Genomic DNA, 14,965 nt, shown 5'->3' with positions numbered 1-14,965 from the left:
CCGCTCAGCGCCGGACGCGCACCACCACCCGCGTCGCCGACGCCTTCACCTGCGCGTTGCCGAGGTAGCGGACCGCGAGCACCTTGCGCCCGGGCCGTCCCAGCTTCGCCAGGCGCACGACCAGGCGTCCGTTCGCCGTGACCGTCCCGCGCCCGACGACCTTGCCGCCGGACCGGACCACGACCGGACCGGTGACCGGCCGCGACGCGGTGACTTCGACCGTCAGCCGGGGCCGGGTGGTCCGGGTGACCGCCTTCGGGCGAACCTTCAGGACCCGGGTCTGGGAAGCGACCTTGGCCACGGGTGCGGCGACGACCCGGACCGGTACGGCGGCCGACGTGCCCGCCGCGGTCAGGTCGTCACCGGCGTACGACGCCGTGACCGGGATCGAGCCGGCCGTGGTGAACGGGCCGACCGTCCCGCGGCCGGTGCCGTCGGCACCCAGGACGATCTCCCCGACCGCGACGCCGCCGGCGCGGACCGTGACGGTGCCCGAGGGCGCCAGGTCAAAGTCGTTCTCGGCGGTCACCGCCACCGTGGCGGTCGCCGTACGGCCCTGCTGCAGGCTGGTCGGCGAGACCGTGAGCCTGACCTCCGGCGTCGCCGCCTCGGGCTCCCAGGCGGGGTCGGCGATCCACTTGCGATAGCCGCGCCCGTCCGTCCTGGTCGGGTCGTAGCCCGCCTCGACGTTGCCGGCCGCGTCGACCGCGTACCAGAGGACCCGCGTGCCCTTGGGGACCCGGACCCGCTCACCACCCTCGCGGTCGCCGGCCGACTTCCACTCGGTCGCGGTGCTCGTGGTGGGGACGGTGCCGTCGAGCGTGTAGAAGATCTCGACCGCCTCGTCGGAGGTGAACACGAACTCGACCTGCTCGGGGTCGGACGTCTCCACGAACTCCAGCGCCGTCTTCGGGGCCGTCACGTCGACGTCGTGGTCCCGGGCGACGCGGAGCAGCTCGACGAGGCCGTTGGCGTACTCCATCGCCTCCTGGTGCGCCCCGGGCCCGGTGGGCGTGAGCGACTCGAACGGCGGCTGGAAGGTGCGGCCGACCTCGAAGTTCCAGCCGTAGAGCCCGTACTTGTACCAGGCGAGGTCGCCGGAGTTGCCGGCCGCGGAGTAGAGCACGTCGATGATCGGCCCGGTCCGGGCCGGGGTGACCGTCATGCCCCGCTCACGCTTGATGGCGGTGAGGATCCGGTTCGAGGCCTGCCAGAAGTAGGCCTCCTCGCCGACGCTCGGGCGCGGTGCCGTCTCTCGACCCGCGTCCTTGTAGGAGCCCGGCGCCCACATGAAGTAGTCACCCGACGAGTGCATGTTCATCGAGTAGCGCATGTTGGGCCGCGCCATCATCCAGTCGACGTTGCGAGCCTCCGGCTCCGAGAGCTCGGTCGGGCCGGCGTAGGTGTCGCTGGTGCAGTTGGTCGCCGACGCGCCCGAGTAGCCGTCGTGCGCGCTGTACTCGGTGAAGTTGCGGTTCAGGTCGACGCCCCAGCTGTTGCGGCCGGTCGCGTCGTACACCCCGCCCTTCACGCAGTGCCGGGTCATGTTGCGGCGCTGCGAGGCGAAGTCGAAGAACGAGTAGTGGCCACCGTCGGGGTTGATCGACGGCGCGATCCAGATCTCCAGGTTGTCGACCAGCTCGCGGGTCGGCGCGTGCGTCGCGTAGTTGCGCAGCAGCCGCTCCGCCGCCTCGAGCGTCACCAGCGGGGGCACCCACTCGCGGGCGTGCTCCTGGGCGTAGGCCAGGACGCCCGGCTTGGATCCGTTCCGGGTCTTGCCGATCTTCAGCGCGTAGACCGGGTGCGGGTCCCGCGAGACCCAGGCCGGAGCGTTGAGGTTGTCGCTGAGGCGGACCACCGGGGTCGCGCGAACGACGCCGCTGCCGGTCTCGGTCCGGTAGGGGTAGGCGTCGACCAGGGCCGCGGCAGCGGGCTCCGCGAGCAGCGCGGCGATCACCTGGGTGGCGGTGCTGACGATCGCCCCGGCGCCGTCGGTCGCGGCACTCACGGTGATGGCCGTTCCGGTGACGCTGACGCTCAGCGGCGCGTCGGGCGCGGCGGGGTCGACGACCTGGACGGTGACGTCGTTGCCGCCCTCGTGGCCCCAGGCCAGCGACTCGACGCCGATCCGCGAGCTGTTCGGGACGACCGCGGCCGGCACCAGACGACCGGTCACCGTGCTGCCGCCGTTGCGGATCCGGGTCGCGTCCATCAAGGAGATGCCGACGGTCGGCAGCGTGACCGCCGTCGAGCCGCCGGTCGGCGTGGCACTGCCGCTCGGCGCGGACGCCAGGCCGGTGGTGGCGTTGACGAGCGCCACGGCGACGGCGCCGGCATTCTGCGCGTTCAGCACCTTGTCCGCGAGGCTGCACTCGCCCCGGTCGATGACCGCGATCGCGCCGGTCAGCCCGCTCAGGGTGCCGCACCCCATGGCCGGCGTCGCTGCGGGCCAGGCAGGGTTCGCCGCGGCGCTCACCCGTCGTACGGCGACCGCCGACGGGGTGGTGCCCGCGGTGGGCGCCAGCGTCGCCCAGGCCCCGCTGGTCGCGGCGGCATACGGCAGGTCGACGTCCTGTCCGCTGATCGTCGCCGTCAGGCGGTTGGTCGGCTCCAGCATCGCCTGAGCCTTGCGCCGGTAGCCCTGCGAGGCGTTCGGGAGGGTGACCACCTCGGCGAGGTCGGGGTACGTCGCGGCCAGCTGCTCGACGCGCTGGTAGAGCTCGGTCGGGACCAGGTACTTCGAGATGAAGTCCTCCTGGTAGCCCGCCCCCTTGAACGGGTCGTCCTCGGTCCCGGTGGGCAGCCAGTCGTTGACCTTCGCGATCGCCACGTCACCGCTCGGGCTGGTGATCTGGATCCGGTCGGGACGGACGGACTCCCCGCGGACGTCGACGTTCACGTTGGTCGCGCCGAGGTGGTAGAGGTACACGCCGGCATCGACGAAGCGCGAGACGGTCTGCGTGCCGCCCGAGCCCATCGGCGTCCCGGGCCCGCTGTCGCGCTGCACCGTGAGCGGGGGGCTCGTGGTGCTCGCCGGAAGCAGCTTCGCCTCGACGGACAGCACCCCGACCCCGAAGCTGGTGTAGTAGTCGGCGCGGATGATCCGGACGTCCGAGGAGTCCGCCGGGGTCGAACCCGGGAGCGCCCGGAGGCCGGTCTTCGCCCCCCGCGCGACGGCCCGGTTCGCGGCGGAGTCCGCCGCGATCGTGGCCTCGCGCCCGGCGAGGGCGGCAGCCGAGTCGTCGGCGGTGTAGAGGACCTCACCGAACTCGTAGCCGGCCTTCTTGAGAGTGGCGATCTCGCTGTCGGTGACGACGGCGCGCACCTTCAACCCATCGGGGGTGCGCTCGACACCGTGATCCAGGTCGACGCCGGTGGCGACGAGCCGGTCCATCTCAGCCGTGTCGTCGAGGAGGACGTCGACGACCATCGGCTCCTCGCCGGGCTCGCGCTGCAGCACGACGGGCGGCGATCCGGGCTCCGCGCCGACGCCGGGCAGATCAGCCCCGGCGAGGGTCGTGACGACCAGCGCCACGGGTCCCAGCAGAGCCAGTCCTCGCGCCGACCAGCGGCGCCTCGGGGGGTGAACAGACATGCCACTCCTTCGTGAGGGGACGCTCGCGCCCACCCAGGACCGCCCGTCGAGGGCGGTCGGGGCGGAGATGAGGAGCAGGTGGCGGCGAGGTGTCCGGGGGGTGGCTGAAACCAATCAGATTGCCTGACAATCCGTCAACGGGTTCCTAGTACTTGGTCTTAGCAATTAACCGGGAGGACCCAGGGATCCCAGGTAACGGCGGGTGATCGCGCGCTGCGTCAGCCGTCCGACAGGTCCCGCCAGGCGCGTGAACCACCGCCCCGGCCGAGAGAAGGCTCGGATCACGATCCAGGTGCCGTCCGGGCGCCGTTCGACCGAGAACAGCTCCTCGCCGCACTCGGGGTGGCCGGGCAGGGTGCCGTAGGCGAACCCGCCCCGGTCCGGCTCGTCCAGCACGCCGACCACCTCCACGGGAGCGCGCAGCGGCCCGAGTCCCAGGACGGTGCGCAGGCCGACCGTGGCCGGAGCGAGCAACGGGTCGACGCAGAGACCCGCACCGCGCTGGAGTCCCCAGCCGAGCACGTGCGTCACCGCGTCGTCGTACGACGTCCGCGGGCCGATGCGGCGCTCCACCGAGAGGTGGTGGTAGCCCGCGGGCAAGGGGCCGGCGAGCGTGGCGCCGACCTCCGGGTAGGTCAGCTCACCCACGACCGACGTGGAAGGCCACCACCCGGGCGCCCGCCTCGTCGAGGTCCTCCCAGTCGCCCTCGACCTCGAGGACGGTGGTCGCGCTCGTGGGGTAGCCGACGACCATCTCCGCGCTCGCGTCCTCGTCGCCCTCGCCGTCGTCGAGCAGCTGGGCCAGGTAGGCCACCGTCGGGTTGTGCCCGACCACGATTAGGGTCCGGACGTCGTCGTCGACGCCGCGCACCAGGTCGAGCGCGCTCTCCGGACCGGCCGCGTAGAGCGCTTCGTCGTACGACGCCACGTCGGCGTCCCAGCCCGCACCCTCGGCCACGGCCTCCCACGTCTGGTGGGTGCGCACCGACGCCGAGACCAGGGCGGCGTCGGGCTCCACGCCCTGCGCGGCCAGCCAGGCGCCCGCGGCCCGCGCGTCGCGCTCGCCGCGCTCGGCCAGCCGCCGGTCGAAGTCGGTCGTGCCGTCCTGCTCGGCCTTCGCGTGGCGCATCACGACGAGGGTCCGCTTCTGCTCGCTCACGGGGTGAAAGTCTGGCACCCCCTAGGGTGACTGTCATGGCCCGGGGACCCCTCATGATCATCGGCGGCGCCGAGGACAAGCTGCGCAAGCGCACGATCCTTCGGGAGTTCGTGGCCGCGAGCGGCGGTCCCGACGCACGCATCGCGGTCATCCCGACTGCCTCGTCGCTGGGCGCCGAGGTCGTCGAGGTCTACGACGCCCTGTTCCGCCGCGAGGGGGCCGCCGAGGTGGTCGCGATCCGGCCCGAGTCGCGCGACGACGCCCACGACCCCGTGCTGGTGAAGTCGCTGGCCGACGCGACCGGCATCTTCATGACCGGCGGCAACCAGCTGAAGCTCTCGGCGATCATCTGCGGCACCCCGCTCGGCGACGCGATCGTCGACGCCCACGAGCGCGGCGTGGTCGTCGCCGGCACCTCCGCGGGGGCCAGCATCCAGTCCAGCCACATGGTCGCCTTCGGCGTGGGCGGGTCGACGCCCAAGCAACGGATGACCCAAGTCGCGGCCGGCCTCGGACTGCTGCGCTCCAGCGTGGTCGACCAGCACTTCGCCCAGCGCGAGCGGTACGGACGGCTGCTGATGATCGTGGCCCAGTCACCCCAGCTGCTCGGGATCGGCGTCGACGAGGACACCGCCGCGATCGTCGAGCACGAGGTTCTCGAGGACGGCACCGACCGCGAGGTGCTGCGGGTGCGCGGCCGGGGCGCCGTGACGGTGTTCGACCCGGCCCGGATCACCACCAACGCCTACGAGGCCAAGCGCTCGGCGCCGCTGCTGGCCAGCGGCGTCGTCCTGCACGTGCTGCCGGAGGGCTCGGCCTTCGACCTCACCGCGCGCGAGCTGCTGCCCCACGTCGCGGAGGTGGCGGCCGAGGACGTCGCCGAGCTCGCCGAGGCCGGCCAGGACCTCCGCCGGCTGGCCCGCGACATCGCGGCCGGCGACGTCTCCCCCACGACCCTCAAGCGACGCAAGGCCCGCCAGACCAAGAAGAACCCGCCGTCATCTCGGCAGGACGGAGCTTCCACGTGACCGAACGCCCCACCCCCGACCTCAGCATCGAGGAGACGCGGGTCTACCGCGGCGCCAACGTGTGGTCCTACGACAAGGCCATCCACCTGGTCGTCGACCTCGGCGTCCTGGAGCGCTACCCCACGAACACGCTGCCCGGCTTCACCGACAACATCCTCGAGATGCTCCCCGGCCTGCGCGAGCACTCCTGCTCCCGCGGCAAGCGCGGCGGCTTCGTCGAGCGGCTGCACGAAGGCACCTGGCTCGGCCACGTCGCGGAGCACTCCGCGCTGGCGCTCCAGCAGGTCGTCGGCCACGACGTACGACGGGGCAAGACCCGCGGCGTCAAGGGTCGTCCGGGCCATTACAACGTGGTCTTCGGGTACGTCGACGAGCAGGTCGGCCTGGCCGCGGCCCGGCTCGCCGTACGGCTCGTGAACCACCTGGTCGAGGCCGACCCCGAGTTCGACTGGGACGCCGAGCTGGAGTCGTTCATCACCCGCGCCCAGCGCACCGCGTTCGGGCCGTCGACGCAAGCGATCCTCGACGAGGCGGTGTCGCGGGACATCCCGTGGCTGCGGCTCAACCAGTACTCGCTGGTCCAGCTCGGCCAGGGCGTGCACGCGAAGCGGATCCGGGCCACGATGACCTCCGCGACCAGCGCGATCGCCGTCGACATCGCCTCCGACAAGGACCTGACGACGTCGCTGCTGAGCGCGGCCGGCCTGCCGGTGCCCAAGCAGGAGACGATGCGCACCGTCGAGGCGGCGGTGCGGGCGGCGGAGCGGATCGGATACCCCGTCGTGCTCAAGCCGCTCGACGGCAACCACGGGCGCGGGGTCATCCTCGACAACGAGAACGCCGACGACGTGCGCGCGGCCTTCGAGCTCGCCCAGGCCCAGTCGCGGCGCGGCGCGATCCTGGTCGAGCAGCAGATCGTCGGCAAGGACTACCGCTGCCTCATCATCGACGGCAAGGTGGCCGCGATCGCCGAGCGGGTGCCCGCGTCGGTCACCGGCGACGGCACCTCGACCGTCGAGCAGCTGGTCGACACCGCGAACGCCGACCCGCGCCGCGGCGTCGGGCACGAGAAGGTGCTGACCCGGATCAAGGTCGACGACGCGGCCGTCCTGCTGGTGCGCGAGCAGGGCTACGCGATGACCGACGTACCGCCGGAGGGGGCGCACGTCCGGCTCGCCCTCACCGGCAACATGTCGACCGGCGGCATCTCGATCGACCGCACCTTCGAGGCGCACCCCGAGAACGTCGAGATCGCCGAGGAGGCGGCCCGGATGGTCGGGCTCGACATCGCGGGCATCGACTTCATCTGCCCCGACATCACCGAGCCGGTGCGCGAGACCGGCGGCGCGATCTGCGAGGTCAACGCGGCCCCGGGCTTCCGGATGCACACCCACCCGACCATCGGCGAGCCGCAGTTCATCGCCAAGCCGGTCGTCGACATGCTGTTCCCGCCGGGTGCGACGTCGCGGATCCCGATCGTGGCCGTGACCGGCACCAACGGCAAGACGACCACCTCGCGGATGATCAGCCACATCTTCAAGGGCATGGGCCGAAAGGTCGGCATGACCTCGACCGACGGCGTCGTCATCGACGAGCGCCTGGTGATCCGCTCGGACGCCTCCGGTCCGCGCTCGGCCCGGATGGTGCTGCAGAACCCGCGGGTCGACTTCGCGGTCTTCGAGGTCGCCCGCGGCGGCATCCTGCGCGAGGGCCTCGGCTACGAGCGCAACGACGTGGCCGTGGTGCTCAACGTGCAGCCCGACCACCTCGGCCTGCGCGGCATCGACACCGTCGAGCAGCTGGCCGATGTCAAGGCCGTGCTGGTCGAGGCTGTCCCCCGCGACGGGCACGCCGTGCTCAACGCCGACGACCCGCTGGTGCGCGAGATGCGCCGGCGCTGCTCCGGCCAGGTCGTCTGGTTCTCGATGGAGGAGCCCGGCTCGGAGGTCCGCGAGATGATCGACGCCCACTGCCGCCGCGGCGGCAAGGCGCTCGTCCTCAATCCCTCCGAGCGCGGCGAGATGATCGTGGTCAAGCACGGCCCCCGGGAGATGCAGCTGGCCTGGACCCACCTGCTGCCGGCGACCTTCGGCGGCCGGGCCCGGATGAACGTCCAGAACGCCCTCGGTGCCGCAGCCGCGGCGTTCGCGGCCGGCGCCCCGCTCCACGACATTCGCCAGGGCCTCCGCTCGTTCTCGACCAACTACTACCTCTCCCCCGGCCGGCTCAACGAGGTCGACGTCAACGGCGTCAACGTCATCGTCGACTACTGCCACAACGCACCCGGCATGAGGATGCTGGGCGACTTCGTCGACCGCGTGGGCGACTCGATGGCCTCCTCGCACGACCTGGCCCGGCCGTCGCGGATCGGCATCATCGCCACCGCCGGCGACCGGCGCGACGAGGACATGCGCGAGCTCGGCCACATCGCCGCCCAGCACTTCGACGTGGTCATCGTCCGCGAGGACCTGTCCCTGCGCGGCCGCGAGCGCGGCGAGGTCGCGGGCCTAGTCCTCGAGGGCGTCCGTACGGCGATCGCCGAGGGCGCGCGCTGCAAGCAGGTCGAGGAGGTGCTCGACGAGATCGAGGCCGTCCGGCACGCCATGTCGCGCGCCAACCGCGGCGACCTGGTCGTGGTCTGCGTCGACAAGCACGCCGCCGTGATGAGCGAGTTGGAGACCTGGTCCTCCCAGGCCCAGGCCGGCGCCGGTGTCTCCTCCGAGGCCCCGGGCGCCGACCCCGACCTGGTGGCGGGCTCGGTGGGCGACGAGTGAGGGTGCTGACCCTCGGCGACCGTCCCGGCCGTCCCGTCGACGCGCACGGCAGCCGCGGCTTCGACGTCACCGCGTTCGGGATCACCGCCGAGGCCCACCTGGTGACCGTCCGCCTCAGGCCCGGCGGCGTGGTCGGGCGTCATCCCGCCGCCGGTCGCCAGCTGCTGGTCGTCCTGTCCGGGGACGCGACCGTCTCCGGGTCCAGCGGCGACGCCGTCGTACTCGCTCCCGGCCAGGCGGCCGTCTGGGAGCCCAACGAGCTCCACGAGACCCGCTCCGAGTCCGGCCTGGTCGCCCTCCTGGTCGAGGGCGACGTGGACGTCGCCAGCGCGCCGCGCGAGGTCGAGTACCCCTAAACCGGTCGCCGGGCCTCACCCCGCGCTGCCAGGCTGGCCCGGTGAGCGACCTGGACGAGCGGACGGTGATCGACACGGGCGGCTGGGACGGCCGGTACGCCGTCGTCCGCGCCGTCGGCACCCTCGGCGACCAAGCCGCGGCGGTCGTCGACGCGAACGGCGACGGCGCCGACATCAACCTTGAGTTCTTCTGCCGGACCGGCGACAACTGGGAGCTGTGCGTCAGCAGCGGCGGAGCGGGCGACTGGGGCCGCGGCTCGCACGAGGACCTCTGGGCCGAGCACGACCGCGACGAGCACGGGTGGCGGCTGACCCTCACGCCGCGGGCCGGCGAGGTCGACGACTCCTCCGTCCCGGCGTCGGGCGGGTATGGCTGGTACGCCTACACGCCGCACCGCCGCTGACCGCCCGGGACCTCCCGGCCTTTCCCGGACGTTCCTGGGTGAAGTTTCGCCCGGGAACGTCCGGGTTTCCTACTTACCCGGGGAACCGGGTAACTAGGACCACCGGCTCAGACCGACCCGGCTCGGGGTTTCGAGACGGCTCACGAGCGCGTCGCTCCGCTCCGCCCTCGTCGACCCTCCTCAACCTCCTCGCCGACGCTCGTCCTTCGCAGGCTCAGGCCGAGCTGACCCTGACCTTGTCCGCGAGGTCGGCGGAGGAGTCCGGCGTACCGCCGTGCTCGGCCAGCCAGTCGTAGACCTCCTGGCGCTCGGCGTGGCACATCAGCCCGACGACGTCGCCGGGGAGCGCCTGGCCCACGAGGGCGGAGAGCACGGCGACCTCGGTCGGGTACGCCGGCACGCCCGTGACGCCGACCCGCTCGGCGCCGGCGCGCATCAGGGTCTCCAGCTCCTCGGTGGTCCGGCCACGCAGGTACTTCTCCTTGTGACCGATGGCGATCACGTCGCTGTCGCGGGCCGCGATCTCGCCGAGCTTCTCGATCAGCTCGTCGGTGCGGTCGCCGACCACGCCGAGGCCGAGGAGCAGGCGGGCGTCGGGACGTCGTACGCCGTTCATGATCTCCAGCAGCGCCTCGAGACCGGCCTCGTTGTGGGCCAGATCGACGACGACGGAGACCTCGCCGACGGTGAAGAAGTTCATCCGGCCCGGGTTGTGCTCGGCGTCGGGCAGGAACGAGCGCAGGCCCTCGACGACCACCGAGCGGTCGATGCCGATCGCCAGGGCCGCCGACGCGGCCGCGAGGGTGTTCTCGACGTTGAAGCGGGACAGCCCGGCGAGGGTCATGGGCACGTCGACCAGCTCGACCAGCGGGTCGGGGTCGGCGTCCGGGGTCAGCACGCTCACCCAGCCGTCGATCACCGTGGTCGCGCGGCCGCCCTCGCCCAGCACCTCCCGGATCGCGGGCGACTCGACGTCGCGGGTGAACACCCACGGCCGGGCCTTGATCACGTGGCGCATGGCGAAGACCCGCGGGTCGTCGCCGTTCAGCACGGACCAGCCCTTGCGGCGGGTGATCCGCGGGACGACCGCCTTCACCTCGGCCAGCTGGTCGACGGTGTCGATGCCCTGCAGCCCGAGGTGGTCGGCGGTGACGTTGGTGACGACCGAGACGTCGTTGCGGGTGAGTCCGATGCCCTTCAGCAGGATCCCGCCGCGGGCGGTCTCGGTCACCGCGAGCTCGACCTGCTCGTGAGCCAGGATCCGACCGGCCCCGCTCGGACCGGAGTAGTCACCGGCCTCCACCATCTCGCCGTCGATGTAGATGCCGTCGGTGTTCGACCAGCCCACGACGCGGCCGTCGGCCCGACCGATGTGGGCGACCATCCGCGACGTGGTCGTCTTGCCGTTGGTGCCGGTCACGGCCACCACCGGGATGGCCGGCTTGATCGTGCGCGGCTCGTCGCCGGGCTCGGCCCCCGCCACCAGCGCCGCGGCCTCGCCGACGGCGGCCTCCACGTCCGCGGACGGTACGGCGTCCAGCACGTCGGCCACCGCCCGGCCCATCGCCTCCGCGCGACCACGGTGCTTCCACGGGTAGGCGACGACCACCCGGTGCCGGTCGCTGGTCGGGCGGACCCGGACCCCGAGGCCCGTCGTACCGGCCTCGTCGGCGACGGCCCGGACCAGGTGGCCGACCGCCCGCAGCGCGAAGCGCTGCCGGAAGCCGGTCTCCGGTGCGCCCGGTCGGGCGTTCGCCAGCCCGATCCGCCGCGCGAACCGGCCGGCCGTCTCCTCCGACGCCGCGGCCAGGCCGCTGATGTCGAGGGTCAGCTTGACCGCGGCGCGCGGGAAGTAGAGGTTCGGCCCTTCGAGGACGCGGAGCTCGACGAGTGAGGTCACGCCCGGGACGTTACCCAGACGGGAGGGCTAGGCCCCCATCGCGTGGAAGCCGCCGTCGACGTGGACGATCTCGCCCGACGTCGCCGGGAAGAAGTCCGACAGCAGCGCGCAGACCGCCTTGGCCGTGGGCGTGTGGTCGGCGTTGTCCCAGCCGAGCGGGGCGCGGGTCTCCCACATCGCCTCGAGGTCGGAGAAGCCCGGGATCGCCTTCGCGGCCAGCGTCTTCAGCGGACCGGCGGAGACCAGGTTGCAGCGGATGCCGTCGGGGCCCAGGTCACGGGCGAGGTAGCGCGACGTGGACTCCAGGCCGGCCTTCGCCACGCCCATCCAGTCGTACGCCGGCCACGCCACCGTGGCGTCGAAGGTCAACCCCACCACGGAGCCGCCCCGGCCCATCAGCGGCTTGGCCGCCATGGCGAGCGACTTCAGCGAGTACGCCGAGACCTGCACGGCCTGGGCGACGTCCTCCCACGGACCCTCCAGGAACTTGCCGCCCAGCAGCGTCTCGGGGTTGCCGTAGGCGATCGAGTGGACCACGCCGTCGAGGCGGGCGTCCGGACCGAGGTGCTCGCGCACCTGGTCGACCAGCCCCGCGAGGTGCTCCGGGTCGGTCACGTCCAGCTCGAGCACCGGCGGCTCGGCGGGGAGCCGCTTGGCGATCCGGCGGGTGATGCTCAGCGCCCGGCCGAAGTTGGAGATGAGCACGGTGGCACCCTGCTCCTGCGCCACCTTGGCGGTGGCGAAGCCGATCGAGCTGTCCATCGTCACGCCTGCGACGAGGATCGTCTTGCCGTCCAGGATTCCGCTCATGTCAGTGCCCCATCCCTAGTCCACCGTCGACCGGGATGACGGCCCCGGTGACGTAGCTCGCGCCGTCGCCGGTCAGCCACAGCACGGTCGACGCGATCTCCTCCGGCGCGGCGTACCGCCCCAGCGGGACCTGCGCCTTGATCGCGGCCTTCTGCTCGTCGGTGAGCACGCCGGTCATGTCGGTCTCCACGAAGCCGGGCGCCACGACGTTCGCCGTGATCGACCGAGAGCCCAGCTCCCGCGCGATCGAGCGCGCCATCCCGACCAGGCCGGCCTTGGAGGCCGCGTAGTTGACCTGCCCCGCCGAGCCGAGCAGGCCGACCACCGAGGAGATGAAGACGATGCGGCCGCGGCGCAGCCGCAACATGCCCTTCGAGGCCCGCTTGGCGAGCCGGAAGGAGCCGGTGAGGTTGGTGTCGATCACCGAGGACCAGTCGTCCTCGGACATCCGGAGCAGCAGCGTGTCGTGCGTGACGCCGGCGTTGGCCACCAGCACCTCGACCGGACCGTGCGCGGCCTCGACGGTCGCGAACGCGGCCTCGACCGCCTCGGGGTCGGTGATGTCGCAGCGGACGTCGAGCGTCCCCTCGGGCGCACCGCCGCTGCGGGTGGTCACGGCGACCCGGTCGCCGTTGGCGACGAACGCCTCGGCGATCGCCCGGCCGATGCCGCGGTTGCCGCCGGTCACGAGGACCGACCGACCAGTGGACTCGTCTGTGTCGCTCACGGCAGCGACGCTATCGACTACCAACCAGTACGCCGAACCGGGGCCGTGGTCGCGTCAGCTGCCTCGTCGGTCGAGTAGCGAGCGCCAGCGAGCGTATCGAGACCCTCCGTCCAGGTCTCGCTACGCCGGTCGCGACCTCGTTCCTCGGTCGCGCGGCTACTCGACCTCGCGGCAGCCTCTCAGCCTTCGCAAGCTCAGGCTGAGGCCGCGGATCAGTCGTCTTCGAGGCGGAAGCCGACCTTCATGCTCACCTGGAAGTGCTCGACCGCGCCGTCCTTGATCTGGCCGCGCACCTGGAGGACCTCGAACCAGTCGAGGTGACGCAGGGTCTGGCCCGCCCGCGAGACGCCGTTCCGGATCGCCTCGTCGATGCCCTCGGGCGAGGTGCCGACGATCTCGGTCACGCGGTAGGTGCGGTTGGACATGGATCCTCCGAACGGTCGTGGGAGGCCGATCGTAGGCCACCCGGGAGGGGGCTCCGGTCGGTCGTCCGCCCGACGTACGCTGAAGGCATGGCCAGGGACCGGAACCGCTCTCCCCAGGCGGTCCGGATCACCACGGCCGCCTCGGACCGCAACGCCGACATCGCGATCCGGCAGCGCCGCTACCTGCTCTCGATGAGCCTGCGGTCGCTCTGCTTCGTCGGCGCCATCATCGCGGCGCTCGCCGGCGTCGGGTGGCTGTGGCCGATCCTCATCTTCGGAGCCCTGATCCTGCCGTACATCGCCGTGGTGATGGCCAATGCGGTGAGCATGCGCTCGGACGCCTTCGACCTCGCCGACACCGCCTACCGGCGCGAGCTCGACGCCTCCACGGCGAAGCCAATCGACGACGGCCGGGAGCGCCTGTGAATACCTCCCCCGGCATGGGAGAATCGCCGGCGCGTGGTGCCGGAGAGCTCCCCCCGTGGCCTTCCGGCACCACGTCCCGTACGGCGGGTCGCCGGTGACCGCGCTCGGTCCCGAGGCGCCCACCTGCTCCTCGAAGGGCTGCACGACGGCGCCCGCGTGGGACCTGCTGTGGAACAACCCGCGCCTGCACACCCCGGAGCGGCGCAAGATCTGGCTGGCCTGCGACGAGCACCGGCCGACGCTGTCCGACTTCCTGGGCTCGCGCGGATTCCTGAAGGACGTCGAGCCGCACGATCCCGAGCGCGAGGATCCGGGCCGGCCCGTCTGAGGTCAGCCGCCGATCGCGGACATCGGCCGATCGGGCTGTAGGAACGTGGGGTCGTCGATGCCGTGACCGGCCCGCTTGCCGCGCATCGCGACCACCCAGCGGTCGGCGAGCTCCTCGTCGGTGGCCCCGCTGCGCATCGCGGCGCGCAGGTCGGACTCCTCGCGGGCGAACAGGCAGTTGCGCACCTGGCCGTCGGCGGTGAGCCGGACCCGGTCGCAGTCGCCGCAGAAGGGCCGCGTGACCGAGGCGATCACGCCGACGGTCGCCGGACCGCCGTCGACCAGCCACAGCTCGGCGGGGGCGCTCCCCCGGGGCTCGACCGCCGGCGTCAGGTCGTACGCCGCCTGCAGCGAGGCCAGGATCTCGTCGGCGGTGATCATGTCGTCGCGGGTCCAGCCGTGCTGGGCGTCGAGCGGCATCTGCTCGATGAACCGCAGCTCGTAGCCGCGCTCGACCGCCCAGCCGAGCAGCTCGGGCGCCTGGTCGTCGTTCACTCCGCGCAGCAGGACGGCGTTGACCTTGACCGGACCCAGGCCCGCGTCGTACGCCGCCTCGAGGCCGGCGACCACGTCGTCGAGCCGGTCGCGCCGGGTGATCTCGTGGAAGGTATCGCGGCGCACCGTGTCGAGGCTGACGTTGACCCGGTCGAGGCCGGCCGCCTTCAGCGCCGGAGCCGTCCGGGCCAGGCCGAGGGCGTTCGTGGTCATCGACAGCTCGACGTCGGGCGAGATCTCCCGGCTGCGGCGGACGATGTCGACGACCCCCCGGCGCACCAGCGGCTCCCCGCCGGTGAACCGCACCTCCTGCACGCCCAGCAGCTCGACGCCGACGCGCACCAGGCGGACCACCTCGTCGTCGGTCAGCACCCGCTCGTTCTCGAGCCAGTCAAGGCCCTCCTCCGGCATGCAGTAGGAGCAGCGCAGGTTGCACTTGTCGGTGAGCGAGACCCTCAGGTCGCGCGCGACCCGGCCGTATCGGTCGGAGAGCTCGCGAGCAGTGGGGGTCGGCACCCCTGAAGTGTAGGTCGGGTGGG

General features: G+C 72.4%; 14 protein-coding genes. 6 read left to right on the top strand and 8 right to left on the bottom strand.

What is annotated here, in order from left to right; all coding sequences use genetic code 11:
• Positions 1-4: 4 nt before the first annotated feature.
• The 3 genes from BLT76_RS12730 to BLT76_RS12720 form a co-directional block, all read right to left on the bottom strand.
• Positions 5-3,535: a M14 family metallopeptidase gene (locus BLT76_RS12730; RefSeq protein ID WP_139175508.1), complete on the bottom strand. Its 3,531-nt coding sequence runs from the start codon at positions 3,533-3,535 to the stop codon at positions 5-7.
• A gap of 225 nt (positions 3,536-3,760) precedes the next feature.
• Positions 3,761-4,243, bottom strand: a complete 483-nt coding sequence (locus BLT76_RS12725; RefSeq protein WP_090856261.1) for a DUF1990 domain-containing protein — start codon at positions 4,241-4,243, stop codon at positions 3,761-3,763.
• Positions 4,236-4,754, bottom strand: a complete 519-nt coding sequence (locus BLT76_RS12720) for a SixA phosphatase family protein (RefSeq protein ID WP_244509387.1) — start codon at positions 4,752-4,754, stop codon at positions 4,236-4,238. The genes BLT76_RS12725 and BLT76_RS12720 overlap by 8 nt, the downstream gene beginning before the upstream one ends.
• A gap of 35 nt (positions 4,755-4,789) precedes the next feature.
• On the opposite strand from BLT76_RS12720, the gene BLT76_RS12715 reads away from it, so the two are divergent.
• Genes BLT76_RS12715 through BLT76_RS12700 form a run of 4 tightly spaced genes read left to right on the top strand, consistent with a single transcriptional unit; the run spans position 4,790 to position 9,316 of the window.
• Positions 4,790-5,782: a cyanophycinase gene (locus BLT76_RS12715; RefSeq protein ID WP_090856258.1), complete on the top strand. Its 993-nt coding sequence runs from the start codon at positions 4,790-4,792 to the stop codon at positions 5,780-5,782.
• Complete coding sequence (gene cphA, locus BLT76_RS12710; protein WP_244509386.1) at positions 5,779-8,556, top strand: cyanophycin synthetase; 2,778 nt, start codon at positions 5,779-5,781, stop codon at positions 8,554-8,556. Before BLT76_RS12715 ends, cphA begins: the two co-directional genes overlap by 4 nt.
• Positions 8,557-8,558: 2 nt before the next feature.
• Positions 8,559-8,912: a cupin domain-containing protein gene (locus BLT76_RS12705; protein WP_090856252.1), complete on the top strand. Its 354-nt coding sequence runs from the start codon at positions 8,559-8,561 to the stop codon at positions 8,910-8,912.
• Positions 8,913-8,953: 41 nt separating this feature from the next.
• A complete protein-coding gene (locus tag BLT76_RS12700; protein WP_090856249.1) occupies positions 8,954-9,316 on the top strand; it encodes a hypothetical protein in 363 nt (120 codons plus the stop codon).
• A gap of 214 nt (positions 9,317-9,530) precedes the next feature.
• Here BLT76_RS12700 and BLT76_RS12695 read toward each other — a convergent pair whose 3' ends face one another.
• The 4 genes from BLT76_RS12695 to BLT76_RS12680 form a co-directional block, all read right to left on the bottom strand.
• Positions 9,531-11,216, bottom strand: a complete 1,686-nt coding sequence (locus tag BLT76_RS12695) for a Mur ligase family protein (RefSeq protein ID WP_090856247.1) — start codon at positions 11,214-11,216, stop codon at positions 9,531-9,533.
• Positions 11,217-11,243: 27 nt separating this feature from the next.
• Entirely contained in the window at positions 11,244-12,026 is a 783-nt protein-coding gene (gene fabI, locus BLT76_RS12690) for an enoyl-ACP reductase FabI (protein WP_090856243.1), read from the bottom strand.
• A 1-nt stretch (position 12,027) separates the two neighbouring features.
• Entirely contained in the window at positions 12,028-12,753 is a 726-nt protein-coding gene (locus BLT76_RS12685; protein ID WP_090856239.1) for a beta-ketoacyl-ACP reductase, read from the bottom strand.
• A 212-nt stretch (positions 12,754-12,965) separates the two neighbouring features.
• Positions 12,966-13,178 carry a dodecin gene (locus tag BLT76_RS12680; protein WP_090856236.1) on the bottom strand — a complete coding sequence of 71 codons (213 nt, stop codon included), beginning with the start codon at positions 13,176-13,178 and terminating at the stop codon, positions 12,966-12,968.
• A gap of 87 nt (positions 13,179-13,265) precedes the next feature.
• Here BLT76_RS12680 and BLT76_RS12675 point away from each other — a divergent pair, with 87 nt between their 5' ends.
• Together BLT76_RS12675 and BLT76_RS12670 are read left to right on the top strand one after the other, a co-directional pair.
• Positions 13,266-13,604, top strand: a complete 339-nt coding sequence (locus BLT76_RS12675) for a DUF3099 domain-containing protein (RefSeq protein ID WP_090856233.1) — start codon at positions 13,266-13,268, stop codon at positions 13,602-13,604.
• Between the two features lie 55 nt (positions 13,605-13,659).
• Positions 13,660-13,932, top strand: coding sequence for a hypothetical protein (locus BLT76_RS12670; protein WP_218856831.1), 273 nt, complete (start codon positions 13,660-13,662; stop codon positions 13,930-13,932).
• Positions 13,933-13,934: 2 nt separating this feature from the next.
• Here BLT76_RS12670 and moaA read toward each other — a convergent pair whose 3' ends face one another.
• A complete protein-coding gene (gene moaA, locus BLT76_RS12665) occupies positions 13,935-14,942 on the bottom strand; it encodes a GTP 3',8-cyclase MoaA (protein ID WP_090856230.1) in 1,008 nt (335 codons plus the stop codon).
• Positions 14,943-14,965 lie beyond the last annotated feature (23 nt).

Origin of the sequence: Nocardioides lianchengensis, assembly GCF_900101465.1 — a bacterium.
Classification (GTDB): Bacteria; Actinomycetota; Actinomycetes; order Propionibacteriales; family Nocardioidaceae; genus Nocardioides; species Nocardioides lianchengensis.
Note: the sequence above shows the minus strand (reverse complement) of the source record. Positions and strands in the feature narration are given on the sequence as shown.